Origin of the sequence: Streptomyces sp. NPDC096324 (assembly GCF_044763015.1) — a bacterium.
Lineage (GTDB): Bacteria > Actinomycetota > Actinomycetes > Streptomycetales > Streptomycetaceae > Streptomyces.
Window position 1 is genome coordinate 65230 of the sequence record NZ_JBIWFK010000012.1, and the last position, 25582, is coordinate 90811.

At 71.2% G+C, this 25582-nt stretch carries 25 protein-coding genes; 19 read left to right on the top strand and 6 right to left on the bottom strand.

Features of this window, described 5'->3' with window-relative positions:
• Positions 1–422 precede the first annotated feature (422 nt).
• The 16 genes from ACIQ7M_RS30090 to ACIQ7M_RS30165 all read left to right on the top strand — a co-directional run bounded on the left by ACIQ7M_RS30090 (position 423) and on the right by ACIQ7M_RS30165 (position 15808).
• A complete protein-coding gene (locus tag ACIQ7M_RS30090) occupies positions 423–692 on the top strand; it encodes a phosphopantetheine-binding protein (protein WP_386987646.1) in 270 nt (89 codons plus the stop codon).
• A complete protein-coding gene (locus ACIQ7M_RS30095) occupies positions 685–1452 on the top strand; it encodes an SDR family NAD(P)-dependent oxidoreductase (RefSeq protein ID WP_403650335.1) in 768 nt (255 codons plus the stop codon). The genes ACIQ7M_RS30090 and ACIQ7M_RS30095 overlap by 8 nt, the downstream gene beginning before the upstream one ends.
• 25 nt (positions 1453–1477) lie before the next feature.
• A complete protein-coding gene (locus ACIQ7M_RS30100) occupies positions 1478–1951 on the top strand; it encodes a MaoC family dehydratase (protein WP_386987651.1) in 474 nt (157 codons plus the stop codon).
• Positions 1951–2757, top strand: a complete 807-nt coding sequence (locus ACIQ7M_RS30105) for an SDR family NAD(P)-dependent oxidoreductase (RefSeq protein ID WP_386987654.1) — start codon at positions 1951–1953, stop codon at positions 2755–2757. Before ACIQ7M_RS30100 ends, ACIQ7M_RS30105 begins: the two co-directional genes overlap by 1 nt.
• Positions 2747–4075, top strand: coding sequence for a beta-ketoacyl synthase N-terminal-like domain-containing protein (locus ACIQ7M_RS30110; RefSeq protein WP_403650338.1), 1329 nt, complete (start codon positions 2747–2749; stop codon positions 4073–4075). Before ACIQ7M_RS30105 ends, ACIQ7M_RS30110 begins: the two co-directional genes overlap by 11 nt.
• Positions 4072–5385 (top strand): beta-ketoacyl-[acyl-carrier-protein] synthase family protein, encoded by a 1314-nt coding sequence (locus ACIQ7M_RS30115; protein WP_403650340.1) that lies wholly within the window; start codon positions 4072–4074, stop codon positions 5383–5385. The genes ACIQ7M_RS30110 and ACIQ7M_RS30115 overlap by 4 nt, the downstream gene beginning before the upstream one ends.
• The gene (locus ACIQ7M_RS30120; RefSeq protein WP_403650342.1) at positions 5382–6104 is read left to right on the top strand and encodes an alpha/beta hydrolase; all 723 of its coding nucleotides are present in this window, start codon (positions 5382–5384) and stop codon (positions 6102–6104) included. Before ACIQ7M_RS30115 ends, ACIQ7M_RS30120 begins: the two co-directional genes overlap by 4 nt.
• Before the next feature lie 139 nt (positions 6105–6243).
• On the top strand, positions 6244–7245 hold the full coding sequence (locus ACIQ7M_RS30125) for an ACP S-malonyltransferase (RefSeq protein ID WP_403650344.1): 1002 nt from the start codon (positions 6244–6246) through the stop codon (positions 7243–7245).
• A gap of 557 nt (positions 7246–7802) precedes the next feature.
• Positions 7803–8033, top strand: a complete 231-nt coding sequence (locus ACIQ7M_RS30130; protein WP_384784317.1) for a DUF397 domain-containing protein — start codon at positions 7803–7805, stop codon at positions 8031–8033.
• A gap of 79 nt (positions 8034–8112) precedes the next feature.
• Positions 8113–8916, top strand: coding sequence for an SAM-dependent methyltransferase (locus ACIQ7M_RS30135; protein WP_403650346.1), 804 nt, complete (start codon positions 8113–8115; stop codon positions 8914–8916).
• A gap of 256 nt (positions 8917–9172) precedes the next feature.
• Entirely contained in the window at positions 9173–11110 is a 1938-nt protein-coding gene (locus ACIQ7M_RS30140) for an FHA domain-containing protein (RefSeq protein ID WP_403650348.1), read from the top strand.
• Between the two features lie 201 nt (positions 11111–11311).
• The gene (locus ACIQ7M_RS30145) at positions 11312–11962 is read left to right on the top strand and encodes a TetR/AcrR family transcriptional regulator (protein ID WP_403650350.1); all 651 of its coding nucleotides are present in this window, start codon (positions 11312–11314) and stop codon (positions 11960–11962) included.
• A 150-nt stretch (positions 11963–12112) separates the two neighbouring features.
• Positions 12113–13093, top strand: coding sequence for a patatin-like phospholipase family protein (locus ACIQ7M_RS30150; RefSeq protein WP_403650352.1), 981 nt, complete (start codon positions 12113–12115; stop codon positions 13091–13093).
• Positions 13094–13185: 92 nt separating this feature from the next.
• Entirely contained in the window at positions 13186–13929 is a 744-nt protein-coding gene (locus tag ACIQ7M_RS30155; protein WP_403650354.1) for a class I SAM-dependent methyltransferase, read from the top strand.
• Positions 13930–14204: 275 nt separating this feature from the next.
• Positions 14205–14855 (top strand): hypothetical protein, encoded by a 651-nt coding sequence (locus ACIQ7M_RS30160; RefSeq protein WP_403650671.1) that lies wholly within the window; start codon positions 14205–14207, stop codon positions 14853–14855.
• A gap of 227 nt (positions 14856–15082) precedes the next feature.
• Complete coding sequence (locus tag ACIQ7M_RS30165) at positions 15083–15808, top strand: spermidine synthase (protein WP_403650356.1); 726 nt, start codon at positions 15083–15085, stop codon at positions 15806–15808.
• A gap of 36 nt (positions 15809–15844) precedes the next feature.
• On the opposite strand, the gene ACIQ7M_RS30170 is transcribed toward ACIQ7M_RS30165, so the two are convergent.
• Genes ACIQ7M_RS30170 through ACIQ7M_RS30190 form a run of 5 tightly spaced genes read right to left on the bottom strand, consistent with a single transcriptional unit; the run spans position 15845 to position 21135 of the window.
• Positions 15845–16741, bottom strand: coding sequence for an STM4011 family radical SAM protein (locus tag ACIQ7M_RS30170; protein WP_386976993.1), 897 nt, complete (start codon positions 16739–16741; stop codon positions 15845–15847).
• 7 nt (positions 16742–16748) lie between these two features.
• Positions 16749–18104 (bottom strand): STM4012 family radical SAM protein, encoded by a 1356-nt coding sequence (locus ACIQ7M_RS30175; protein ID WP_403650358.1) that lies wholly within the window; start codon positions 18102–18104, stop codon positions 16749–16751.
• Positions 18101–18907: an STM4013/SEN3800 family hydrolase gene (locus ACIQ7M_RS30180; protein WP_386976999.1), complete on the bottom strand. Its 807-nt coding sequence runs from the start codon at positions 18905–18907 to the stop codon at positions 18101–18103. The genes ACIQ7M_RS30175 and ACIQ7M_RS30180 overlap by 4 nt, the downstream gene beginning before the upstream one ends.
• 58 nt (positions 18908–18965) lie before the next feature.
• Positions 18966–20129, bottom strand: a complete 1164-nt coding sequence (locus tag ACIQ7M_RS30185; RefSeq protein ID WP_403650361.1) for an STM4014 family protein — start codon at positions 20127–20129, stop codon at positions 18966–18968.
• 37 nt (positions 20130–20166) lie between these two features.
• Positions 20167–21135, bottom strand: coding sequence for an STM4015 family protein (locus ACIQ7M_RS30190; RefSeq protein ID WP_403650363.1), 969 nt, complete (start codon positions 21133–21135; stop codon positions 20167–20169).
• Positions 21136–21458: 323 nt separating this feature from the next.
• Between ACIQ7M_RS30190 and ACIQ7M_RS30195 the strand changes: the two genes are divergently transcribed.
• Positions 21459–21785, top strand: coding sequence for a hypothetical protein (locus ACIQ7M_RS30195; protein ID WP_403650365.1), 327 nt, complete (start codon positions 21459–21461; stop codon positions 21783–21785).
• Between the two features lie 135 nt (positions 21786–21920).
• Complete coding sequence (locus tag ACIQ7M_RS30200; protein ID WP_403650367.1) at positions 21921–22949, top strand: DUF6745 domain-containing protein; 1029 nt, start codon at positions 21921–21923, stop codon at positions 22947–22949.
• Positions 22950–23010: 61 nt separating this feature from the next.
• Here the strand turns inward: ACIQ7M_RS30200 and ACIQ7M_RS30205 are convergent, their stop codons facing one another.
• Positions 23011–23811: a class I SAM-dependent methyltransferase gene (locus ACIQ7M_RS30205; protein WP_403650369.1), complete on the bottom strand. Its 801-nt coding sequence runs from the start codon at positions 23809–23811 to the stop codon at positions 23011–23013.
• A 352-nt stretch (positions 23812–24163) separates the two neighbouring features.
• Here ACIQ7M_RS30205 and ACIQ7M_RS30210 point away from each other — a divergent pair, with 352 nt between their 5' ends.
• On the top strand, positions 24164–25462 hold the full coding sequence (locus tag ACIQ7M_RS30210) for a phosphatase PAP2 family protein (protein WP_403650371.1): 1299 nt from the start codon (positions 24164–24166) through the stop codon (positions 25460–25462).
• Positions 25463–25582 lie beyond the last annotated feature (120 nt).

Below are 25582 nucleotides of genomic sequence, written 5' to 3' on the forward strand. Positions count from 1 at the left end.
CTGCCGGACGCGTGACGCGTCCGAGGGTATGTCGATCGACGAAGCCCACTGATTCGGCCGATGCCGGGACCCGGGCATTGCGTACCGCTAGGAGGGCCCGTTTTGGCCTTTACTTGGGCTCACATAGATCGACGCTATGGATGGCCTCGACGAAGAGTCAAGATGGCTTTACTTTACTTTACTCTGCATGGGGATCCCTTTCCTTACGGTGGATTTTTGGTTCACTTTGTCCGAGATGCGGAGTGCCGGGATCCGTGCGTCGACATGGGGTTTTACGCGAGCGTCTCCCGAGCGGCCCAGTGGGTGTCCCGAATCCCGCTGCATAACGGCCTTGCTGGCTCATTCGCTGCTCTGGTGACATGGATTTGCCCGGCCGGAGGTGCCGGCCGGTCCTGCTCCTGTCACATCAACGGAGGAATGCGATGACCACCGTGTCGAATGCCGCCCAGGTCGAAATCATCGAGCTGCTCAAGGAGGTCAAGCCGGGCATCGCCGACCAGGCGATCGAGCCCGGACAGTCCGTGGTCGAGGACCTGGGCCTCGACTCCCTGGACCTGTTGCAGCTCGCCCGCCGTATCAACCGGCACTTCGGCGTCGAGTTCGACCTCGACCAGTGGAACGCCGAAGCCGACGAGCACCACCGCAGCATCGCCTCCATCGTGGCCGTCGTCGCCGCCGGCAGTCGTGCCTGAGTCGGTCGCGGCCGCCCGCGTCGCGCTCGTCACGGGCGGATCCCGGGGGATCGGCGCCGCCGTCTCGCACCGCCTCGCCGCCGACGGACTGACCGTGCACCTCGTCTGCCGCAGCGCCCTGGACGCCGGACGGCGTGTGGTCAAGGAGATCGAGGCGGGCGGCGGCCGCGCTGTCCTGCACCAGGCGGACATCGGCGACGAGGCCGAGGTCGAGGAGCTCGTCGAGCGGGTGACCGCCCAGGAGGGCGCCCTGCACGTCCTGGTCAACAACGCGGCCGTGATCGACGACCAGCTCCTCGCGGTGACCCGTACCGACCGCTGGGAGAACGTCCTGCGGACCAACCTCACCGGCCCCTTCCTCACCAGCAGGGCGGTCCTGCCGACGATGCTGGACCAGGGCTGGGGCCGCGTCATCAACGTCTCCTCCAACTCGGCCCGTACCCCGGGACCGGGGCAGAGCGCCTACGCGGCGTCCAAGGGCGGCCTCGAAGCCCTCACCCGTGCCCTGGCCGTCGAGGTCGGACGCAAAGGCATCCGGGTCAACTGCGTGGCGCCCGGCAAGGTCCGCACCGAGATGACCGCGGCCGTCGCCGACCAGCTCGGCTCCGACAGCGACGGCACCCGCTGGGGACTGCCCGAGGACATCAGCGGACTCATCGCCTTCCTCGCCCGTGACGAGGCCGACTACATCCAGGGCCAGACGTTCACGGTGGACGGCGGCCGCATGGTCATGCGCAGCCCGGGCCGGCGATCCCGGTGAACCAGGGACGAACGGAGGAACAGCCGTGGGGGCCGTGAAGTACTGGGAGGACCTGGCACACGCGCCGGTGCGCCGGTTCGGACCCGTGGTGTTCGGCGGCGCGCTGCTCGACCAACTCCTCGACCTGATGGGGGAGAAGCACCCGGTGCACGACAGCGACGACTTCGCCCGGGGCACCGAGCGCCGGCAGCGCATCGTGCCCGGAGGCTTCATCCACTCCATCACCTCGGGCTGGGTGGTCCAGCACGGCTCCCCGGCAGCCATCGTCGGCCTGCGCAGGCTGAACTGGGACTTCGTCAGGCCGCTGTACCCCGACACCCCGTTCTGGTTCACCACCGCCACCGACCGGGCCGAGGAGATCGACGACCGGATCGGCCTGGTCGAGACCACACGCAGGGTGTTCGACGAGAACGACCGGACGTACGCCATCGGACGCATGAGCGTCGTCGTGCTGCGGCACGCCGCGCAGCGGACCGCAACCGTGGAAAGGGTTCAGTGATGGACAGTCAGTATCAGCCCCTCAAGGGGCGGGTGGCCCTGGTGACCGGCGGCTCACGCGGCATCGGCGCGGGCATCACCCGCAAACTCGCGGCCTGGGGAGCCACCCTGGCCATCAACTACGTCGACCGGGAGGGCCCGGCCAAGGAACTCGCCGAAGAACTCCGCGAGCAGGGTACGGAAGTGACCCTGCACCGCGCCGACCTCAGCGAACCCGCCGAGATCGAGAACCTGATCACGGACATCGGCGAGATCCACCACGACCTGCACATCCTCGTCCAGAACGCGGCCGCCACCAAGTTCGCCCGGCTCACCGAAGCCTCCCTCGGCGACTGGCAGTTCGTGCAGGACACCAACTCCCGGGCCACCTGGCTGCTCGCCAAGCACGCCCTCCCGCTGATGCGTGAGCGCGAGGGAGCCCGCTTCATCACGATCACCAACTCCACGACCACGCGCATCATCCCGCGCGCCGGACTCTTCGCCGCCGCCAAGGCGGGACTCGAGGCGCTGACCGACTACCTCTCCTACGAGCTGGCGCCGTACGGCATCGTCGCCAACTGCGTACGTCCCGGACTCGTCCAGACCGGGGTCTTCAAGGTCCGCCCCGACTTCGCCCACGGCGTCACCAAGGAACTGTCCGTCTCCCCGTGGCCCGGGGACCGCATGACCACGCCGGAGAACAGCGCCGACGTGGTGGCCCTGCTCTGCCTGGAGGAGGCGTCCTGGATCGCCGGGCAGACCATCACCGTGGACGGCGGATACCGCCTGTGGGGCGGCATCAGCGGCGGAGGCCGGCGTGCCGAGTGAACGCGCCACCGCGGAGGCCGCCGGCTTGACGGGAGAGAGCGCCGGCCGGCAGGACCGTCCCGACATCGTGGTCACCGGTATCGGCGTGATCTCCCCGGCGGGCCTCGGCGCGGCCCGGCTGTGGGAGGCCATGGCGGCGGGCAAGACCTTCTTCGACACCGGCGGCCACGACGGGCCCGCCCCCGCGCTGCCGTGGCCGTCGGCCTCCGTCGACACCACGGAGATCACCTGGCCCGCCGGCCGCGACTGGGCCAACGCCGGCAAGTACGCCAACCAGTCGGCCCGTTGGGCCGTCGCCGTCGCCCGCCAGGCACTGGAACAGGCCGGGATCACCGGCGACACGGAGGACGTACGCGGCGGCACCGTCATGGCCGTGGGCAGCAGCAGCGACGAACTCAGCGACGTCATCCCGCAACTCGCCTCCCGCTTCCGCGACGACCCCAGGCCCCTCGCGAAGTTCCTCCACGACGAGGTTCCCGACTACTCCTACATCCGCGGCATCCCCTCCCAGCTCGGCCAGTTCGTCTCCATGGCCAGCGGATTCCGGGGCTCCAACGTCGCCGTCTACGGCGAGTCCGCGGCCGGCGGCACGGGCGCACTGGCCCTGGCCGTACGGCTGTTGGAGAGCGGCGAACTCGACCGGATGCTCGTCGTGGGCGTCGGAGCACCCCTCACGACCACCGCGATGGCCGCCTTCGACCAGGACGACCCCCTCGGCACACGCGCCACCGCGGGCGCCGGCCCCTTCGACGCCGACAGGTCGGGCACCCTGCTCGGCCAGGGTGCCGCAGCCGTCCTCCTGGAGCGCGCCGACACCGCGCGCGGCACGGCCCGCGCCCGGCTCGCCGGCTGCGAGGTGCTGGTCGCCGCCGACGTCGCGGCCTCGGCGGAACTCGCCGTCGACACCGTACTCGCCGACGCGGACACCACACCCACCGTCTGGTGGGCACACGGCGCGGGCTCCGACCGCCTCGACCGCGTGGAGACCCGGGCGGTACTGCCCCGCGTCGGCAGCCTGCCCGTCACCGGCTCGAAAGGCACCATCGGCAACGCCTTCGAATGCTCGGCGCTCATCGACACCGCACTGGTCGTGGAGAGCCTCGGACGCGGCGCACTGCCCCCCGTGGGCCTGCTGCGCCGCCCCGATCCCGGACTCGGCGATCTCGACCCGGTCATGGGGGAGACCCGCCCCCTGGGACCGGCGCCGACCGCGCTGATCACGGCGTTCAACCAGGGACAGCACTCGACGGCGGCCGGAGCCCTCGTCATCGCATCGACGCACGGGATCACGGCCGACGACGGGAAGGCACGGACATGAGCGACGACATCGTCATCACCGGCATGGGGGTGATCACCCCCATCGGCGGGGACGTCGAGACGTTCTGGTCGGCCAACCTCGAAGGCCGCTCCGGAGTGGTCCGCGAGGAGCGGATGGACACCACGGGACTGCCCTGCGGCTGGACCGCCGGGCTGATCCCGGAGGACGTCAAGGCGAAGGTCGCCGCCGGCTACGGCGCACCCGACAGGTCCTGGGGCGACTCCCTCATGCTCGCCTCGGTGGACCAGGCGCTCGGCGACGCCCGCCTCGACGAACTGCCCGCACAGGACGGGCCGGCCGCCCTGGTCTACGCCCGCGTGTGGCCGGGCCCCACCGGCTCGTTCCCGCAGGACTACATCACCCACATGGAAGACCTCGCCGAACGCTACGACCGGATCGGCAACGAACCCTCGGCCGTCCTCGCATCCCTGCGCGGCAGGCATCTCCCGCCCGAGACGCGGGACTTGTCCGCCTATCCGACCGAGATCGCCGACCGTCTCGGGACGGCCGTCCTCCCTGTACGCCTGGAAGCCACCTGCTCCGGCGGCCTGCGCGCCATCGCCGAAGCCGCCCGGCTGCTGCGCTCGGGACGCGCGCGGTACGCGGTGGTGTCCGCGGCCGTCTCGCGCAACACACCGTACGTACTCTCCCAGTACGGCCAGCTCATGGCGCTCTCACGCTGGAAGGGCGACCCCGCGCTGGCCTCCATGCCCTTCGACAAACGCCGTACCGGCATGGTCATCAACGAGTCGGCGGGCGCGCTCGTCCTGGAGACCGCCGAGCACGCCGCCCGGCGCGGGATGACACAGCCGTACGCCGTCATCGGCGGCTGGGGCCTCGCCGTGGACACCCGCCACATGACCGCTCCCAGCGTGGACATGATCGAACGCGTCATGCGGACCGCCCTCGAACAGGCCGGCACGCACCCGGACGACGTCGACACCGTCAACGCCCACGGCACCTCCACCCGCCTCAACGACGTCACCGAAGCCCGCGCACTGCACCGGCTCTTCGGCGAACGGACGGCCGACCTCGACGTGAGTGCCGTCAAGTCCCTGACGGGGCACGGCTCCGCGGCCTCCGGAGTGGTGGAGACGGCGGCGGCCGCCCTCACGATGTGCCGGGGGGTCATCCCGCCCGTCACGACCTCCACCGAGCCCGATCCCGCCTGCGCCGTACGCACCTCCCTCACCCCGGTCCGGCGACCGGTCGCCACCGTGCTGAAGAACTCCTTCGGTTTCGGCGGCCAGTACGCCTCGATGCTCTTCCGGCGACCGGCCACGCCACGGCCGGCACCGCGGCCCGCATGAGCACGGTGGACCGGCTGCAGTACGAGACGGCCGAGCCCACCCGACCGCACCGTGGCACCGTCGTGTGGCTGCACGGCATCGGCCAGGCGCCGGGTGATCTGATGGCCGTGACCCAGCGGTTCCGGCTCGCCGAGGCGGGAGTGCGCGGGGTGTTCCCGCAAGCACCCGTCACGGCTCCCAGCCTGCTGAGCGGTCTGGCGGTGCCGTGCTGGTTCCCGCAGAACCTCCTCGCGATCGACCGGATCGACGTCGAGGGCCTGCTGGCGGCACACCGGCCGCTCACGACGCTGCTGGAGGCGGAGGCCGACCGGATCGGTGCCGGGCGGGTCGTGCTCGCGGGCTTCTCCCAGGGCGCCACGGTCGCCCTGACCATGGCCCTCACGTACACCCGACGGCTGGCGGGCGTGGCACTGTACGCGCCCTTCATGCCTCCCGACCTGCCCGCGCTGCTCCCGACCGGCAGGCCCGCGCCCGCCAACAGCGGCCTGCCCGTGTGGATCGGCCACGGGGCCAGGGACTGGGTCGTCCCCGAACGCAGCGGCGCCGTGCTGCGGGACCTGCTCACCTCCTGGGGGCACCCGGTGACCTGGCAGCGCTATCCCGGCGGGCACGAACCGTTCGCCGGGGTACGGGCCTCGCTGCCCGTCTATCTGAGCGACGTCCTGGACGTCCACGTGCCGCAGGCCCCCGGGACGGGACCGGCGGCACACGCCCGCTGACCGGGGCTCCGGCACGCGCCCCGCACCGCCCGGGCTTCCGGAACCGACCTCCCCCTCCCGGTTCCGGACGTCCGGGCCACCCGCACGCCGGTTCCGGAAGTCCGGGCCCCGCACGCCGACCGGAAAGGTGTCCGCAGCGATGTCACAGGAGTCACCCCTGAGTACGGCTCACCGTCCGGAGACCGTGCCGTTCGGCGTCGGCCTGCTCTTTCCCGGTCAGGGAGCCCAGCGCCCCGGCATGGGGGAGCCCTGGCGCGACACCCCGCACTGGAAGGTCGTCACACGTCTCTCCGAGATCTCCGGACAGGACCTCGGCCGGCTGCTCCTCGACGCCGGAGCCGAGCAGTTGACCCGCACCGACAGCGCCCAACTCGCCACCTTCACCCTGGAGATGATGGTGCTCGACGCGCTGCGCACGGCGGTGGGTGACCTGCTGCCCGCGGTGTGTGCCGGACACAGCCTCGGCGAGTACGCCGCCCTGACCGCAGCCGGGGTGCTCGACCCGGAGGACGGCGTACGACTGGTCGACGAACGCGGGGCGGCCATGGAAGAGGCCAACCGGCTCACGCCCGGCACCATGGCGGTCCTGGTCGGCACCGACATCGTGCCCAGGGCGCAGAGACTCGCCGCCCGGATGCGGTCCCTGCGCCGGGCCCAGGTGTGGGTCGCCAACGTCAACGGCGCGGAACAGGTCGTGATCTCCGGCACCGTCGAGGCGGTCGCCGCGCTGGCCGACGAGGCCACGCGCGACGGCGCACGCGCGATCCGCATCCCGGTAGGCGGCGCGTTCCACACCCCTTTGATGGCTCCGGCCGTCGAGCGCCTGTCCGAGGCCGTCGACCGCGCTCACCTTCACCCCGCGCGCTGCTCGGTGATCGCGAACGTCGACGCCCGCGCCCACCTCCACGATCAGGAGCAGTGGCGAGCGAGGATGCTCCGTCAGCTCGTCACCCCCGTCCGCTGGGCCGGCTCCATGCGCACGCTCGCGGCCACGGCCCGCGGCCGTCTCCGCCTCATCGAGGTCGGCCCCGGCTCCACGCTGGCGAACCTCGCCCGCAGGGCCCTGCCCGACGCGGTCCCGGTCCGCTCCGTCGCGACTCCGGCACAGGTGGAGGCTCTTGCCGCCGAGTGGTGGCCCTGACCGAGGACTCCGAGGCGCGGACCCGGACGCCTGCGACCACTCCATCCGCACCATGAACTTCCCAAGTGGCGAGGGTAGTTCGGGGTGACGGGCAGTGGCGCCGGGATCACCAAACCTGTCCGTGAGGCCGAAGGTCGTGGCAGACTGCTCGGCGTCCAGGGGGTCGATGAGGCGTGAGACGTGAGCGCACCGCGGTCTGCTCCGACCGCGCGCGATGCGATGCCGGGTGCACGGTCGCTCCAGCGGTGACGGACGGGTCGCCGAATCCCCGCGTCCTACAGGTGAGTTGCCCTCGCGCCGCTCCGCCGTACCCGGAAGTGCCCGGGTCCCTCTCCCGCCTCCCGCCCTCCCCTGTCCCGGACACCGTCGGCATCACCGGCCCCGACCGCGCCGGTACGGCGAGGAACGCGAGCAAGTCCCCTGTGCCGCGGAGGGTTTCGCAGCACCGCGACGAAGCCCGCCCGCGGCGCGTGATGTCCGGCCGGACGAGTGCCCAAGCCAAGCCCACACGACGTGACCGGGGAGTCCCCGGTCGCGTCCGCAAGGAGACAAAGACCATGAAGCACGCCGTGAACGCCGCCGCAGAGCTGGGAACCCAGGGGTGGAGCAAGCCTTGGAGCGCCGGCGGCGACGACGGCTGCGTCGAGATCAAGGAACTCGGCGGCGGCGTCGTGGCGGTCAGGCAGGCGACCGACCCGGACGGCCCCGCCCTCATCTGTGCCTCCTCGGTCATCGCCGAGTTCGTCGGCGGTGCCAAGGAGGGACGAGCGGACTTCCTCGTCGCCTGACGCGCGTCCGCAGGACAGCGGTGCCCGGCACCGACCCGACCCTTTCCCACGATCACGCCCGGAGCGGCGGAGGACCGAAGTGACAGACACCGGAACAGGCGCGGACGAGATCGACACCAGCAAGCCCCAGTCGGCGCGCATGTACGACTACTTCCTGGGCGGAAAGGACAACTACCCCGTCGACTGGGAGGCCGCCGAGCAGGTCATCTCCTTCTTCCCCGCGGTCCGTGAAATGGCCCGGACCAACCGGGACTTCATGCATCGTGCCGCCCGTCTGCTGGCGCGGCGGGGAATCCGCCAGTTCCTCGACATCGGCACCGGGATCCCGACGGCGCCGAACCTCCACCAGATCGTCCAGGCCGTCAGCCCGTCCGCGCGCGTGGTGTACGCCGACAACGACCCGATCGTCCTCCGGCATGCGGAGGCGCTGCTGCACAGCGACGCGCGGGGACGCACCGCGTACATCCAGGCCGACGCGCAGGAGCCCGAGAAGATCCTGGCGGCGGCACGGCAGACCCTCGACCTCGACCAGCCGGTCGCCCTGTCGATGATGGCCCTCCTGCACCTGGTGGGGGACGAGGACGACCCGTACGGCATCGTCGGGGAGCTCGTCGACTCCCTCGCTCCCGGCAGCTATTTGGCGCTCTCCCACGCGACGGGGGACTTCGACCCCGAAGCGTGGGAGCGGGTCGTCGAGGTCTACCGCAAGGGCGGAACGACGGCGCAGGTCCGGTCGCGCGACGAGTTCGCCGGGTTCTTCACCGGACTCGAACTCCTCGACCCCGGCATCGAACTCGCCGCCCGGTGGAATCCCGGGGGAGAGCGGGCGCGCGCCGAGGGCGAACGGATCCCGTTGTACGTGGGCGTCGCGCGCAAGCCGTAACGCGCGCGGTCCGGGTGTCCGGGGCCGGACGGCCTCTCCCGAAAGGCTCCGGAATCGGGCATGATGAGGCATCCGTACCGGTCAAGCGACTCCATGCCGTTGTCGGACTGAACCGCTCACCGCTCCCGTACGTCGAGTGAATGGCGCCCCGCCCTACCTGTCGCACGCCGCCCGGTCACGCCCGCCCGGACGTGCGCGCGGGTGGCGCCGCGACAGAAGCAATGTCTCAGCCTGGGGAGGAAATCCAGTGGCGCCGGTGCTTGTTGGACGCGAAGGACTACTGGCCGGAGAACGGATACCGGTGATCGGCACCCGGGTCACGTTCGGACGCAACTCCGAGAACACCGTCGTCGTCTCCAGTCTGAGCGTGTCGCGCTTCCACGCGGAGATCGTCCTGGACGACACCCAGGGTTACGTTCTGCGCGACTGCGGCAGCAGCAACGGCACGCTGGTCAACGGCGAGGAGATCGACTCCCGGCTCCTGAAGCCCGGGGACGACATCACCATCGGCGACCAGGAGTTCCGGTTCGAGGTCGCGGACGCCATGGAGACGATCATGGCGCTCTCCCTGCCCAGGTCACTGACCCATGGTGACGAGGAGTTGGAACGCGGGCCGGTGCTGCGGGTCACCATCGCGGGCGGAGGTCCCGTCGGCCTGTCGCTCGCCCTGCTGCTGGAGCACTTCCTCGGTGCCCAGGTGGACATCGCCGTCTACGACGGCCGGTGGCGGAAGCAGGGTCGCAAGATCGTCTGGAAGGACGCGAGCCAGGGCAATGTGCGGCGCCAGCAGGTGGTCACCGTACAGAGCCGCCAGTACCTCAGCCTGCCCGCGGAGGTGCAGGCCCGGCTCTTCGACCCGGACAGCTACACCGAGATGTGGCCGTCGGGTCCCGACTCCATCGGCGACCACCACCCGCGCAACATGCGCATCGCCTACATCGAGGACCGGCTCCTGGAGGTGGCGAACGAGAAGCGGGGCCGCATCCGGCTCGTTCCCGCCCGGTTCAGCGTCGAGGAGCAGCGGGACGAGCTGGCCGGCCGGCACGTGCTGGCGATCTGCGACGGCGGGCGGTCCCACACGCGCGAGCACTTCGCCGCCAAGTTCGGCAAGGCGGACGAATCCATCTACTCGCTGGACGACCGTCATCTCCAGGACGTCGTCCTCGGTCTGCGGGTGAAATCCGCGCTGGCCGATCCCACGGCCGTCCTGCTGACCGTCGGGCAGAACCGGTTCCTGCTCAACTCCCTGCGTGGTGAGGGATTTCTCAACATGCGTCTGACCGACGCGGAGGCCGCGGAGGTCGTCGGCATCGATCCGGTCCGCCGCGTCTTCGAGGAGTGCATCGCCTCCCGCCCCTGTCTGATGGGGCGCGACGAGCACGGCGACTTCCGGTGCTCCACGCACAGCACCCTGTTCCTGCCGGCCCTCATCAGGGGCTCCGCCCTGTGGAAGCGGGTGGGCGAAGGGCTGCGGCTGTTCGGCGTCGAGCCCGGGGAGCTCAGCGCGGTCACGTCGTTCCGCCTGAGCATGGTGCAACGACCGCGCTTCACAGCCGAGTTGCTGCCTCCGACGGCCAACACGCCGGGCACGTACGGATTCCTGCTGGGTGACGCCGCCAACTCGATCCACTTCTGGCCGGGCCGGGGGCTCAACAGCGGCCTGGCCTCGGCGATCTCGCTCGCCCGGTCCCTCAACGGAGCCTGGAACGGCAAGCCCTTCCGGGACGCGGACTTCCTGCGCCACGAGGCCGCCATGTCGATGCTCCAGTACCGGCACAAGAGCCGCGCCTGGAAGGCGATGGTGACCACCGACGACAAGGGCGCCACCTGGGCCATCAAGGACATCATCGCGCACGGCATCGACGGAATCGCCGAGGAGCCGGACCGCGAGGCCGACACCGCGACGCTCCTGGAGCGGCTGCGCGGGATCCGTACCCGCCTGGCGACGCGCATGACCGGTCTGCCGGACGACGAGGCGATCCTGGAGCGGCTGGGAACCCTGGAGGACAGGACGCTCCGCATGCTGGTGCTCAGCGGTGCGTGGGACACCCTCACGATGGGCGGCGAGGAGGTCGACATCGACATCTTCTACGGCCCGGACTCCGCCGCGGCCGCCGCGGCCGTCGAGGCACTCGATCCCACGGCCCCCGCTGATCCGAGGGCCCCCGCCGATCCGGCGGTGGCCGCGGGCTGACGCTCCTGAGCGAGCGGGCCGATGATCCCCGTCGGACCGGTCGGCCACGGCGTCCCGGCGGGTGGATGACCGGCATCCCGTACCGGGTCCCGTATCGCCCGGCCAGGCGCGTCCGGGCCGGTCGGCCGTCCGCCGGCCGAGGACAGCGAGAGTAAAGTGAGCGGCCAGTCCCATGTCACCAGTGCCCATGAAGGCAAGACCATGCGGGAGCGAACGAGCGTGCCCAGCGAGCGGGAGCCGGGCGCCCCGGTGGTCGGTCGAGCCGCCCAGGCCGCGGCGACGAGACGGCAGATCGTCGAGACGGCCCAGCGATTGTTCGCCGGCCGCGGCTACCAAGCCACCTCGTTGCAGGCCATCGCCGACGAGATGGGCCTGACCAAAGCCGCGGTCTACTACCACTTCCGGACCAAGGCGCAGATCCTCCAGGCCTCGCTCGATCCGACGGTGGAGGAAATGACCGTCCTCCTGGACGAGTTGGCGGGAATGCCGTCACGCCAGGAGAGGCTGGACGCGTACGCGGTCGGCTGGGTCGACTTCCTGGTGCGCAACCGCGAACTCGGCACCATGCTCCTGCACGATCCCGAGATCCGGGCCGCCAGCGTCTACGCCGAGAACGACACGCGCAGGCGGCGCGTGCTGCGGGTGCTGTTCGGCGGCTCGCCCACGCCCGCCGAGCGCATGGCGTACGTGATGTGTCTGTGGATGCTGGAAGGTCTCGGGGAGCTGTCCGACCTCTCGGACGGCGACCTGAGGGCCACCTTGCTCCTGACCGCCCGAGGTCTCCTCGCCGTCCCGGATGCCTCGGGTGCCCAGGGTGCCCCGGGGGCCTCAGGAGGTGACGGGGCCCGTTGACGCCGCACTCTGATGTGGCGTTCAGACGTGGCCCTATTTTGACTAGCCGCTGGCTAGTGAGTGGCTGTTCATTGGTAAAGTGAATGTCCGGCGGGCGGTGCCACCCCCGGCGGAAGACCCCCGAGCTTGCCCCCTGGAGCCCTGACCGCGATGACGACGACCGCCACGACCTCCGCCGCCATACCCGAACCCGAGGAGCCGCACGCGGTCTGGCGCGTCCTCACCGAGCGCGCGCGAACCGGCAGCCACCCCGGAGCGCGCACCGACGGGCACCGCGTCGCCCTGGCCATCGAGGGCGGCGGAATGCGCGGCATCATCGCCGGCGGGATGGCCCTGGCCCTCCACGAACTCGGACTGACCAACAGTTTCGACGCCGTCTACGGCGCCTCCGCCGGTGCCGCCTCCGCGGCATGGCTGCTGAGCACGAGCCCGCAGTCCCTGCGCTTCTGGGCGGTTCCCAAGTACGCCAGAACGCTGATCCGGCGCTCCAACCCGCTGCGCGGCAAACCGCTCGTGGACCTGCACGCCTTCTACGAGGTGCTCTACCGCTACGGCGACCAGGACTGCGCGCCGATGGACTTCGAATCCATCCTCGCGAGCGGCATCGAGTACCACCCCCTGGCCACCGACGCCGAGACCGGGGAGTCGACCGACCTGCGGCCCTTCATCGCCGACGCCGCGGAACTGCGCCGCGCGCTGCGGGCCAGCGCCTCCCTGCCCCTCCTGGCGGGCGAACCCGTGACGCTGCGCGGACGCCGGTTCTACGACGCGGGCGTCTCCGAGTCCATTCCCTACCGGACCGCGCTGGCCCAGGGCGCGACCCACGTCATGGTGCTGCGTTCACGGCGCGCGACCGACGTCGCGCGGCCGTCGCGCTCCGCCCCGCTCATCGCCAGGACGGTGCTGCGGCGTGAGCCCGCGGCCCTGCGGCAGGTGTTCCTCGACCGTGAGACGCGACTGGCCGAGGACGACGCCCGTCTGATCGACCACGCGGCCATCGTCTCGATCCGTCCCGCCCCGGATTCACCGACCGTCAGCCGTCTGGCACGCGAGGGCGACCTCCTCGAAACCGCGCTGGAAGCGGGCCGCACCGCCGTGCACGACGCCTACGGCCACCTGCGCGGCACGTGAGCCCTCGGGCTTCGCCCGCCGGAGCCCTCGACAAGGTCACCAGTTCCCGGGAGCGGTCCCGGTGTGGGCGACTTCTTCGCATACTGAGGGGCATGGCCATTTATGACACGCTCGGCGCGACGTACGGCCGGACCCGGCAGCCGGATCCGCGGATTGCCAGACAGGTGCATGCCGCGCTCGGGGACGCCAGGACGGTGATCAACATAGGGGCAGGCACCGGTTCCTACGAACCGGAGCAGACGGTTCTCGCCGTCGAGCCCAGTCAGATCATGATCGCCCAGCGTCCGCGCGGTTCCGCGCCCGCCGTGTGCGCGGTCGCCGAACAACTTCCGTTGCGCGACGACGCCGCCGACGCCGTCATGGCACTGCTGACCGTCCACCACTGGACCGACCTCGCCGCCGGCATCACCGAACTCCGCCGGGTCGCGCGCCGCCGCATCGTCATCCTGACCTGGGACCAGGAGATCTTCCGCGAGACGTTCTGGCTCGTACGCGAATACCTCCCGCAGGCCGCCGCGTTCGACGACAACCGGGCCGTCCCCATCGGACGGTTGGAGGCGTTGCTCGGCGGGGCGCGTGTGGAGCCCGTTCACGTCCCGCACGACTGCACGGACGGGTTCGGCGCGGCGTTCTGGCGCCGCCCCCACGCCTATCTCGACCCCCAAGTGCGCGCCGGGATCTCCATGTTCGCCCAGACCGGCGAGGAGGCCCTCGCGCCGGGCCTGGCAGCACTCACCGACGACCTGGCGACAGGCCATTGGCACCGGCGCCAGGCCGACCTCCTGGCGCTCGACACCTTCGACGTCGGCTACCGACTCCTGGTGGCGGACGTCTGACCCTCACGGGACACCCTGGCCGAGCGCCACGACGAAACGTCACTGCCCGCCCGGTGCCCGCCTCGCCGCCCGCGGAGCGCGTCGGACGTGCGGGCCCCGTACCCATCCGGGTCACCGGGCGCGCGGACCCGGCGGGCGGGCGGCAGGGTGATGGTGTCGATGCCGGGGAGCAGCGATGGAATCGCCGGCCGGACCGTCGCCTCGGTGGCCGCGGTCGCCGTTCCGGACTTGAGGCCGGCCTTTCAGCGCGTTCATCAGGAGGTTTCGTGCACGACATGCCGCTCCTCAAGAGCGTCGGCGAACTGCTGCGCCGACGGCACGGTTCCTCGAGCCGAGACCGCCAGGCGGCGTTGCCCGACGGGTTCACCCTGGACAGCGCGAAGGTCAGCGGGTTCACCGCCGGGACGCTCGGCGCCGAGGACGAGGCGAGCCTGGCCGATGAGATCGCCCGACTGCTGCCTCACCACTGGGATCTCCCCACCAAGTCGGTGGAGGCGCTCACCCCGGTCGTCGACCACCTCGGAGGCCAGCAGCAGTTGATGGCCTGGCTGGACCGCCACCCCGGCCGGCCGCGGCTCATCGCGCGGATCTACGTCCTTCTCGGCCATCTCGACCAGTACAGCGAGGATCCCGCGGTGCTCGACGCCGTGCGCCAGGCCCGAGCCCAGGACCCGTTCCCCGTCGCCCTGCGCGGCTATCTGACGCCGGAGACGAACGCCGAGACCCTGGGCAGCCTCGCCTTCCGGGTCGAGGAACTCCTCGGTGACGACCGTGTGGACGATGCCGTCGCGCTTTCCCTGGCGACCGCCGACTGGCTGCGCGGCGCGGCGGAGAACGCCGAGTCGCCGAGCGCCGATGTCCGCGAGATGGGCGAACTCATGGGTCATATGCACCGGGACATCGGCGAGGCCGCCGCGCGAGCCTGACCCGGCGGGCGTGACGAACGACGAGTCCGCCACCCGACTCGATCCGGTGTCGTACGACCGTTTGGCCACCTGCCCATGGCCTTCCCGTGCCAAGATCCTCCACAGCGTCGGGCCCGAGCCGGACCGTGCGGGCCCCGTCGCCCGCATCGCCACGGCCGGGGCGCCCGGTGCCGGTGGCCGTTCCTCCGCCCGCGGGGGTGGGGCGAGGCCGGGGAGAAAGGCTTCGGATGAGCGCGCGTTTCGAGGAGATCGACTGGCAGCCGACGGCCATGGGCGACATCAGCCTGCGCCGTCGACGGGACCCGGTCTCGGGCGACGACGTGTACGAGGTGAAGCTCGGCGACGAGTACCTGATGTCCAGCCTCTTCACCACGGGGGAGATCGAGCTGACCCGGCTCGGCCTGGCGGAGCTGTCCGAGGGCCCGCTCGACGTCGTCGTGGGCGGACTCGGCCTCGGATACACGGCCCGGACGGCCCTGGACGATCCCCGCGTGCGCTCGCTCATCGTCGTCGACACCCTGGCCGAGGTGATCGACTGGCACCGGCGCGGGCTCGTACCCCTCGGCGCCGGCCTGGCGTCCGACCCCCGGTGCCGGCTGGTGCGCGGGGACTTCTTCGCGATGACCACCGGCACGCCGCCAGGCCTCGACCCCGACACCCCCGGCCGCCGCTTCCACGCGATCCTCCTGGACGTCGACCACTCGCCGCGCCATGTGCTGCACCCCGGCCACGCCGTGCTCTACACACGGGCCGGTCTGACCGCCCTGACCGAACTGCTCCATCCCGGCGGTGTGTTCGCGCTGTGGTCGAACGACCCGCCGGACGACGAATTCGGGTCGGTGCTCGCGGAGGTCTTCACGGACACCGCGGCGCACGTCGTGGACTTCGACAACCCGCTCCAGGGCGGGACCGCCGCCAACACCGTGTACGTCGGCCGACGGCGCGAAGACTGACACCGGCCGGACCGGACGGCCGCCCGCGCCCGGCTCTCAGCCGGAGCCGGCCGCGGGGACCACGGGAAGCAGCGCCCGGCCCCGGTCGGGCAGCGCCCGCGGGACGCGTTCCAGGACGCCGCCCGCGAAGACGTCGTACAGCGGCAGAGTCTCCAGGTGTACGTAGCCGATGTGGCAGTCGCACATCGTCAGGGGGCAGGGGCGCGGGGCGAGCGCGGCACGGTACGAGCCGTCGTACAGCCGGCCCAGTTCGGTCCGTACGAAATGGCAGCGGCTCACCCGCCCGTCGCCGTCCACCGAGATGACCGACTCGCCCGTGCGGCAGGGCAGACCCGCCGACCGGTGCGGATGGCGGCTGAAGGGAAACAGCGGGTCGAGCGCGGTCCACTCGTCCGCCTGCTCGTCCGTATAGGTGTGTCCTTCGGCGGCGTTCACCCACAGATACACATGCTCCGGGAGTTCCGCGCGCAGCCTGCGCGCGGCCTCCCGGTGCTCCGGCAGGCCGACGACGCCGACACTGAAACGGACGCCCATCGCGCCGAGCTCCCGGGTCTTGGCGACGAACCGCTCGTGCGGTGTCTGCCCCGGGTGGTACGTGCACCACAGCGCCACCGTGTCGCGGTCCGCCGCCTCCAGCCAGTCGGTGCGGCAACTGAGGTTCGTCTGGATGGCCACCCGCTCGATGTGGGACCGGTGCGACAGGTCCACGAGGGCGCGGCGGTACCAGGAGCGGACCAGCCCCTCGCCCCACGGGGTGAAGAGCACCGACAGCCGGTCCTCGCGCTGCTCGCCCGCCCACGCGGTGAACCGCTCCAGGGCCGCGCGGTCGGCCCGGAGCTGCGCGGTGGTGTCGCGGCGCTTCGCGAACGGGCAGTACGGACAGTCGTAGTCGCAGGACGCGAGCGGGCCCCGGTACAGGATCGTCAGGTCCACCGAAGCCTCACTTCGTCTCGTAGGCGGCCATGGCGTCCCGTACGGCCGCGGAGAAGAACTCGGGGCCTATCGCGTCCGAGTGGGCGAGTCCCTCCGCGGACAGACGAAGCCGGTCCTCGTCCCGGTGCGACAGCCATCCTCGTGCCGCGAGGTCGCCGATCTCGGACGGGAAGTCGTCGTACGGATCCGATCCGAAGCCCAGCCGGTAGTCCGCGACGGGCAGTCCCTCCGCCTGGAGGAGGGACTGGAGCAGGTGCCGGCGCCGTGCCTCGTCCGCGTCGACACGGCGGCCGTGCAGCGCGTGCGAGAAGTCCTTCGTGGCGGTGTAGTCGTCGATGATGCCGCGGATCTCGCGCATCGACACGGCGTAGTCGAAGGAGTAGTGCAGCGTGGAGGTGTACGAACGGGCACCGCAGCCGAGGCCGATCATGCCGTCGGTCTGGCAGGCGTAGTCGTCAGGTCCCTGCGGAGGGGCGTCCGCCCGCCGGAACATGCGCATCGACACCTGCTCGTAGCCGTGGGCCAGCAGGTGGTCACGGCCCTCCCGGTACCGGCGCAGCCGCTGCTCGTCCCACTCCAGGTCGGCCGTGCGCGCGTCGGAGTGCCTGCCGAGGCCCGTGAGGGGCCGGATGTAGAGGGGATAGAGGTAGATCTCCTCGGGCCGCCAGGCCAGGGCCGCGTCCAGCGAGTGGCGCCAACTGGCCGCGGTCTGGCCGTCGATGCCGTAGATCAAGTCGATGTTGAGGACGGGGACGCCCGCCTCGCGGATCCGCGCGAGCGCCGCCTCCACGTCGGCGCGCCGCTGTGGCCGTACGGCCGCACGGGACTCCTCCTCGACGAAGCTCTGCACCCCCAGGCTGAGCCGGGTGGCGCCCCGTTCGACCAGGACCGCCAGCCGGTCGGCCGTGGCCGTGGAGGGCGAGGCCTCCACGGACAGCGGGATCGCGCGGAGATCGGCGCCCATCTCCCGCTCGGCGATGTCGCACAGCCGTTCCAGCTCGGCGGCCTCCAGGAACGTCGGTGTGCCGCCCCCGAACGCGGCGTTGGCGAAGCGGGGGGTCTCCTCGTCGCCCAGCGCCTCGCGCATCGCGGATGCCTGGCGCCGCACCGCGTCCAGATAGCGTCCCGTCAGATCGCCCGGAGCGCCGATGCGGGTGAACAGGTTGCAGAAACCGCAGCGGACTTCGCAGAACGGGATGTGCAGATAGAGCGAGAGCGACCGCCGGGACTCGCCGGCCCACAGGTCCTTGAGCGCGGGGCGCGGGGTGAGGGGCCGGTAGGCGGTCTTGTGGGGATAGGCGTACGTGTAGCTCTGGTAAGGGCGCGGCAGGCCGGTCGGGGCGGCCACGGGGGCGAGCGTCATGCGGTCGGCTCCAGGAAGAAGTGGCGGTAGGGCACGGTCCACACGCTGTCGTGGCCGAGACGATGGCCCGTGTAGCCGTCGTCTCCGTAGGCGGTGCCGTGGTCGGAGCAGACGATGGCGAAGCAGCGGCGGCGCGAACTCATCGCGCGGAACAGTCGGCCGACATGGGCGTCGATGTATTCGAGGGCCGCCGCGTGGGTGAGCAGGCTGTCGCCCGCCTCACGGGTGGCACCGGGCAGGTGGAACCAGTTCGGCTGGTGCAGCGCCGACGCGTTCAGGAACAGGAACAGCCGCTGCTCACCGGGAAGTTCGGCCACGATCTTCTCCGCCCGCGCGACCTGGGCCTCGAACGAGGTGGGCGACGCCACCCCGAACTCCGGCTCCCAGTGGCTCTCCTGGAAGAGACCGGGCAGCACGCCGCCGAGTGCGCCCTGCTTGTTGAAGAAGCCCACGCCCCCGACGCACACCGTGCGATAGCCGTGCGCGGCGAGGCCGGACACCAGGTCCGGGGTGTCGAAGACGAACGTGCGGTCCGCCGTCGACTCGCTGCCCGCGAACCGTGCCGCGAACAGCCTGGGGTGCGGTCCAGGAGCGGCCGGGGTGGGCAGGAAGCCCGCGAACATGGCCTGGTGGGAGGCGTACGTGAAGTTCCCCGGCGCGTGCCGCCGCTCCCAGGTGCCGTCGGGCAGATGGGCGGTCAGGTTCGGCAGGCGGCCGGCCGCGGCGAGTTCGACGGCCACGTCGTGGCGCAGGGTGTCGAGGGTGAGCAGGAGCAGGTCGTCCCGTCCCACCACCTCGTTCATGTCGGGCGTCCCCGGGGGTTCCGGGGCGGAGGGTGTCGCGGTCGGCGTGCGGTCGGGATCAGGCTGAGGCATGTGCTGTCCTGGCAGGAGTGTCGAGCGGAAGCGCGGGTCGTACGGGGAAGTCTTCGGGGGAGCGGGAACGGACCGCCGCGACCTGCGCCGCGTACGTGTCCAGGCCCTCCGCGCCGCTGCCCGGCAGGCCGGTCAGACGGGGGAGCAGGTCTCCGAAGGCGTTGACCTCCCCGACGGCGAAGCGGCGCCAGCCGACGGCGGGCAGCAGATCGACGCCCACGCACAGGGTGCCGGGGAAGCAGGCGGCGGCCCGTTCGCTGATGGAGAGGGCTTCCGCCCACCGGTCGCCGGACAGTGCGCGCACGGCCGCGAGATCGCCGCGGGCACCGCCCAGATGCAGATTGGTCAGGGGAGAACGGCTCGTACGGACCACGGCGTGGGTCGCGCGGCCGGCCACGACGACGATCCGCAGGTCGGCCGATCTGCCGCCGAGCGACGCCTTCGGCAGCCAGCGCTCGATGTGCAGCCCGTCGGGCGCCAGCGCGTCCACGATCGCGGCGATCCGCGCCTCGTCCGTGTAGCGGCGGATCCGCAGGGAGTTGTGGAGGGCGCCGTCAGCCGTGCGCTCGACCGAGGTGGTGGCCCGGATCCGGCCGGCGGCGGTCGTCTCGACGGCCAGCACACCCGACGCGGACGAGCCGTGCGCGAGTTTGACGAACACCCGCCTCAGCGAGGCCTCCGCCATGAGGTCCCGGACGCCGCTCCAGTCCTCCACGGCCCGAAGGGCGCCCGAGGTCGGGGACTGCGGCACCGGCACACCCGCCGCGTCGAGCCGGGCGTGGCACAGCCTCTTGTCGAAGAGGACGGCCAGATCCGCCGGGTCGTCGAGCCGACGGCCCCCGCGCAGCGAACCCACACCGTCCAGGAAACCCGCGTACCAGCGCGCGGACCCCTCCACCCTGGTCGGCTCGTCGGCTCCGCGCAACAGCCGGTCCACCTCGGCGTTCTCGCCGGGGGAGTCCAGCCGGACGACCTCGTCGTCCGCGAAGTCGTGCCCGCCGTCCCGCAGGACGTCCCGCCACTCGACCACGCGCAGGGCGCCCGGGCCCGCCTTCGCGGCCGCCGCCCTGAACAGGTCCACCCGGCGGTTCTCCCCGTTCGCGACGACCGCCCACCTCACCGGCGCGCCCCGCCGCCGCAACCCGCCCATCCCGCCTCCTCGTTCGCTGTGCCGGTACCGGTCGGCGCTACTCGCCCACCGCGACGAAACGCCAGACCGTGCCGTCCTCCTCCTCGTCGGACTCCGCCTCGTCCTGGTCGGCGGCGACCTCGACACCGGCGGGCTCCAGCGTCTCCAGCAGGCGCGTCCGCACCGCCGTGCTGAGGTAGTTGTGGTGCAGGTCGAGCACCTTGAGGTGGGTCAGCGGCTGGCCCGAGAGCAGGGCCGTCGCGCCGTCGTCGGTGAGGACGCCCATGGAGACGTCCAGGTGCTCCAGGCGCGCCACGACCGGGGCCGAGGCCAGCGCCGTGCAGATGGCGTCCTGGATCTCGCTGTTGCGCAGGGCCAGTCGGACCAGGCCGGGCAGGCGGCTGCCCGCGAAGAACGGTTCCAGGTCGGCGACATCGGCGTCGCCGCCGTACTCGGAGGTGCCGAGCCACAGGTCGAGCGCGGTCAGCGAGGGCAGGTCGCTGGCGGCGATGCCGCGCACCGCCTCGGCGGGCAGGCCGCCGCTCTCGACGGTCAGGGTGCGCAGCCGCTCGTGCTTCACGGCGGGGAAGACCAGGCCGTTGCCGCCGCGGACGCCGAATTCGACCAGGGAGGGGAAGGCCTCCAGAAGGGGCGACACGTCACCCTGGACGATCCAGGAGATCTCGCACTCCTCCATCACGATGTCCGCGAGGAACAGCGCCCGTAGCGCGGGCAGCCGGTCGCGCGCGGCGACCAGGGCCTCGATCACCGCGTGGGGAGAGGTGTCGTAGACCTCGCTCCACGCGCCGACGATCAGCGCCCGCACCTGGTCCGTGTCCACCGCGGCCAGGAAACGCGCGAACGCGCCCTCCCACTCCTCCTCGCTGTCGTAGGCGTCCACGGCGATGCGCCAGGCGACGGTTTCGGGCGCGGGAAGCGAGGTGGCCCGGGGCGACTTGTCGTCGGCATCGGGGAAGGTGAAGGCCTGCAGGCCGTGGAACTCCTCGAGATGGCTGTTGATGGTCATGCGCGCCCGCTCCTTCGTGCTGATTCCGCTGGATCGACGGTCGTGGTGCCGAGTCCGGAGCGCGCGATCCGCACCCAGACAGACGAGTTCTACCAAGCCCCTCTGACATCACCGCGAACAGGGTCGGTACCTGTGGACGGGACGCCCGGGAACGGCCGGCGGGTACCGGGCCCAGAGCCCTCCGATCGGGGTGCGACGACCGGCTCCGCGAGATATGACGCCTGGTCAGCGGGGGTGTGCGGCCGGTCCGGAGGCCGATTGTCAGTGGTCGCCCCTACGGTTTTTCCCATGGCACACGCCGTGCCGTGCGGGGAGGGAGACCCATGTTCCGCCAAGGAGACGTGCTGATCGTGCCGTTGGACGAGAGGGCGGTGCCGGACCACGCCCTCGACGCGGCGTCCGAGCCCCGCGACGGGCGGGGACGACTCGTCCTGGCCCTCGGTGAAGTCACCGGGCACGCCCACGCCGTGGTCGGCCCCGGACGGCTGATACGGGACGGCGGGGTGTTCGGCCCGATGCTCCTGCACGTTCCGGAAGGGGCGCGGGTCGTGCACGAGGAGCACGCGGCGATCTCCCTCCACAAGGGCTGGTACCGGGTGATCCGCCAGCGTGAGTACGTGCCGGGTTCGGTGCGGATCGTCGCAGACTGAAGGTGTGCCGGTGGTCCCGTGCTCCGGGTGCGGAGCGGTGCGCACCGGGGCGTGGACAGCGCGTTCGACGGCAGGACCGGGTGGCACCGCGGGTGCCGTGCCGCTCGGGTACACGGGAAATCGGAGAGGAACGGTGTGATGGAACAGGGCAGTTGGCGTGCCACCGCGACCCGGACGGGGGCGGGCGACCGGGCGGCGGCCGAGGAGGGCGTCCGGCTCGCCTACCGGAAGGCCGGGCTGGACGAGCCCGAGCGCATCGTGTGGGCGCGGTCACCGCACGAGGCCGTACGCATGCTCATGGGCACGGCGCCCGTGGAGGGCGCGGTGCTGGGGGACACCGGACCCAGCGTCCGCAATGCCGTCGTCGCGGGGCCCTGGGCCGGGGAACGCGCGCGAGCGCACGAACGGCTGGGCCCGGAGGGATGGAGCGGACACTGGCGGGCCACGGGCGCGGCGCTGTGGGAGTCGGCCCGCACCCTGGCCGACCGGGTGCGCGCGGGCGTCGTCGAGGACCTCGGCACCGACCGGCACGAGGAGAGCCGGGTGCGGCTGCTGCTCCTGGACGCGACCCTCGGCCAGCACGACGCGGCATGGCTGTGCGCCTTCGACCCCGACGAGTCGAGCGACCTGGCCGGGATCGCGGCGGTGGCGCGCGAGGCCGGCTGGTGGTGGCCGTACGAGAAGGTGGCGGTCGTCAGCGAGCGGCCGCTGAGCCTGCACCGCGACGAAGCGGGACGCCTGGACCGGGGGGACGGCCCGGCACTGCGCTACGCGGACGGCTTCGAGCTGTACGCGTGGCGCGGAATGCCGGTCCCGGGCACCTTCCTCGACGAACTCACCGCGCTGACGCCCGAGCGGATACGCGACGAGGAGAACGCCGAGCTGCGTCGGGTGATGCTGGAGCACTACGGCTACGACCGGTACCTGGACGAGTCGGGGGCGGTTCCCGTGCACCGCGACGAGACGGGTGTGCTGTGGCGGGTCGAACTGGTCGGGGACGAGGACGTGGTCATGGTCGAGGTCGTGAACTCGACCCCCGAGCCGGACGGCACGAACCGGACGTACTGGCTGCGCGTCCCACCGGCGACGCGCACGGCGCGCGAGGGAGTGGCGTGGACGTTCGGCCTCGCCGCCGAGACGTACGAGCCGTCCCAGCAGACGTGAGGACGACCGAGCAGACGTGAGGGCGACCAACGCCGGCGCGAGGCCCGAGGTCTGGGAGGGCTCAGGGCCGCTGTCCCCAGGCGATCATCATGCCGGGTCCGAGTTCGGCGAGCCGGGGTGAGGCGAGGTAGGCCATCGCCTCGTCGATGACGGCGGAGTCGACGTGTCCGGTCTCCTCGAGGGCGGGGCGCATCCGGTCCCAGGTCTCGGACCAGAAGCGGGCCAGTGGACCGTCCGCGACCAGCGGGGGGCAGACCAGTTCGCATGCGACGTTCTGGAGTCCTTCCTCCCTCAGGAAGCACGGATAGGCCGGGATGTCGGATATGTCGGTGCCGATGGTCGTCCGGAGGGCCTGCCACATCGCGTCCATGGTCCGCCGGTAGGCCGACGAGGAGTCGAGCGGATTCGGCACATCCACGGCGTCGCCGAGCACCAGCCGGCCGCCCGGGTTCAGCCATCGGGCGAGACGGGAGACGAGTTGACGGCGTTCGGGCAGGTGCATGAGCACGAACCGGGCATGGATGAGGTCGAACGTGCCCAGGTCCAGATTCTCGTCCCGGAGATCGGTAGTGACCAATCGCACCCCCGGGCCCGCGAGGGATTTCAGGCCGCTGGTGTCCCGGTCCAGCGCGACCACCTCCGCCGCTCCCGCCTCCTCCAGCAGCCAGCGGACCACGGTCCCTGTCCCGGCTCCCACCTCCAGGCAGCGGTCGCCCGGTCCGGAGCCCAGCGCGCGCAAACGGCCTGTGGTGACAGGGTCGTAGACCAGGGCGGCCGCGTCGATGCGCTCGGCCTCCTGCGGGTGCTCCGGCTCGAAAAGATCTTCTCCGTAGTGGCCGCCGGAGGCCGTGGTGCCCGTCATGACCGGCTCCACGGCCTCGGTCCCGCGATGGGTCTCCGGTCGGTCCGCGCCATGAGAACCCCTCAGCGTCGAAGAGTGATTTACAGACAGAGTGGCAGCTTTCGGTAACCTCGGCAGATCGTCGGGCACAGGATCCGCCGACCTTTGCACCGGCTGTGACCCTTGAAACCCACCTGTAACGCTCATAGCATGATCGAACTCACGACGATTGCCCTGATCGTCCGTCCTGCACTAGAAGAACACGCTGTCTAGCGCGAAGGGTGAGCCGGATGACCAATACCTAAACAAATCGGCCGAACAGTTGATATCTATAGCATCCCGAGTAATTTCACGAATAAACAGCATAATTGAATTGGATGAGCGGCGCCGGTCACGGGTGATTCTGTGGGCCGTCGCAGCCGTGGTGACCTTCGGCTTCCTCGTCGCGATGGAGATCGTCGCGCGCCATTACGGCATGCCGGGGCCGATCACCAACCAGGCCCGGGAAGTGATATTCACTCCCACCTCGGGTCCTCTGCTGTACGCGGGCCTGGCATTGATGATGGTCGTCCTGCCCTGGCGGCAGCGGTTCATCTCGCTGGGAATCGCGGCGGGTATCGACGTCGTCTTCTTCCTGGTGCGCTGGGTGGTCGACGCCAAGATGATGTTCGGCAACGGCGCATTGTGGGTGATTCTGGGCTATGCGTTCATCGCCGTCACCCGCCGCACGGGCAGGGAACGCGTCCTGCTTCTGAAGGGCGTCGGACTGGGCCTGCTCCTGGTGGCCGGTCACAAGACGGGCGACACCTGGCTGATGATCACATCGGAGACCCGCCCGTCCGTGCTCGACGCGTACGTGGCCACAGCCGATCACGCGCTGGGCAACCCGTCCTGGGTGATGGGCCGGTTCGTCGAGGCCACCGGCCCGATCGGCTACCACGCCCTCCACCTCGTCTACGGTCAGCTCCCGCTCGCCGCGGCCGTCTTCGCGCTCTACCAATTGCGCAACGTGGCGCGGGAGGGCCGCTTCCCGGCCCATCATCTGGTGCGCACCTTCCTGGCCATCGGTCTGGTCGGGCCCGTCGTCTACATGATCTTCCCGGTGGTCGGTCCGGTCTTCGCCTACGGCGCCGAAGGCGGGCAGTGGGCGGCGGCCAACCTGTGGCCGCAGACCCCGTTGTCGACCGGTGCCCCGCAGGCGTTTCCGTTCGACGAGATCACCCCGCGCAACTGCATGCCCAGCCTCCACACGGCCTGGGCCACCACGCTCTTCATCCATACCCGCGAGGGCTCCCGGCTCCTGCGCAACACGGGCACGTTCTGGCTGGTCGGCACGCTCACGGCGACGCTCGGATTCGGTTACCACTACGGCGCGGATCTCGTCGCCGGTGTGGTGTTCGCGCTCACGGTCGAGGCGACCATGCGTGCTTTCGCCCGAGGATGGGACCGGGCGGGAGTCACGCTGGTCGCCTACGGCTCCGTCGTCTTCACCGCGCTCGTGGTGTCGTACCGCTGTCTGCCGGTGGAGATGGCCCGCTATCCCTGGGTGTTCGGACCGATCCTCCTCCTGGCGATGGCGTCCGTGATCTACGGATATCTGCGGACCACCAGACAGTGGAATCCGCAGACCGCGCCCGTGCAGAAGCCGGAACCGCAACTCGTACAGGTGTGACCGATCCCCGCCCCCACCGGAGCGGGGGCCGGAGCGGGTGCCGGGCCGCGCCCGGGAGCCGGATTTGCCGTGGAGCGCACTCGAAGGTGTTGGGTGGCAGGAGTGGCGCCGCGGTGACGT

What these genes read in the sequence shown, in the direction of transcription:
- ACIQ7M_RS30130 (WP_384784317.1), top strand. Translation starts at nt 7,803, where the DNA reads ATGAAGCACGCCGTGAACGCCGCCGCAGAGCTGGGAACCCAGGGGTGG.
- ACIQ7M_RS30165 (WP_403650356.1), top strand. Translation starts at nt 15,083, where the DNA reads ATGAGCGCGCGTTTCGAGGAGATCGACTGGCAGCCGACGGCCATGGGC.
- ACIQ7M_RS30125 (WP_403650344.1), top strand. Translation starts at nt 6,244, where the DNA reads ATGTCACAGGAGTCACCCCTGAGTACGGCTCACCGTCCGGAGACCGTG.
- ACIQ7M_RS30185 (WP_403650361.1), bottom strand. Translation starts at nt 20,129, where the DNA reads ATGGGCGGGTTGCGGCGGCGGGGCGCGCCGGTGAGGTGGGCGGTCGTC.
- ACIQ7M_RS30105 (WP_386987654.1), top strand. Translation starts at nt 1,951, where the DNA reads ATGGACAGTCAGTATCAGCCCCTCAAGGGGCGGGTGGCCCTGGTGACC.
- ACIQ7M_RS30120 (WP_403650342.1), top strand. Translation starts at nt 5,382, where the DNA reads ATGAGCACGGTGGACCGGCTGCAGTACGAGACGGCCGAGCCCACCCGA.
- ACIQ7M_RS30090 (WP_386987646.1), top strand. Translation starts at nt 423, where the DNA reads ATGACCACCGTGTCGAATGCCGCCCAGGTCGAAATCATCGAGCTGCTC.
- ACIQ7M_RS30195 (WP_403650365.1), top strand. Translation starts at nt 21,459, where the DNA reads ATGTTCCGCCAAGGAGACGTGCTGATCGTGCCGTTGGACGAGAGGGCG.
- ACIQ7M_RS30205 (WP_403650369.1), bottom strand. Translation starts at nt 23,811, where the DNA reads ATGACGGGCACCACGGCCTCCGGCGGCCACTACGGAGAAGATCTTTTC.
- ACIQ7M_RS30175 (WP_403650358.1), bottom strand. Translation starts at nt 18,104, where the DNA reads ATGACGCTCGCCCCCGTGGCCGCCCCGACCGGCCTGCCGCGCCCTTAC.
- ACIQ7M_RS30190 (WP_403650363.1), bottom strand. Translation starts at nt 21,135, where the DNA reads ATGACCATCAACAGCCATCTCGAGGAGTTCCACGGCCTGCAGGCCTTC.
- ACIQ7M_RS30150 (WP_403650352.1), top strand. Translation starts at nt 12,113, where the DNA reads ATGACGACGACCGCCACGACCTCCGCCGCCATACCCGAACCCGAGGAG.
- ACIQ7M_RS30180 (WP_386976999.1), bottom strand. Translation starts at nt 18,907, where the DNA reads ATGAACGAGGTGGTGGGACGGGACGACCTGCTCCTGCTCACCCTCGAC.
- ACIQ7M_RS30115 (WP_403650340.1), top strand. Translation starts at nt 4,072, where the DNA reads ATGAGCGACGACATCGTCATCACCGGCATGGGGGTGATCACCCCCATC.
- ACIQ7M_RS30145 (WP_403650350.1), top strand. Translation starts at nt 11,312, where the DNA reads ATGCGGGAGCGAACGAGCGTGCCCAGCGAGCGGGAGCCGGGCGCCCCG.
- ACIQ7M_RS30160 (WP_403650671.1), top strand. Translation starts at nt 14,205, where the DNA reads ATGCCGCTCCTCAAGAGCGTCGGCGAACTGCTGCGCCGACGGCACGGT.
- ACIQ7M_RS30155 (WP_403650354.1), top strand. Translation starts at nt 13,186, where the DNA reads ATGGCCATTTATGACACGCTCGGCGCGACGTACGGCCGGACCCGGCAG.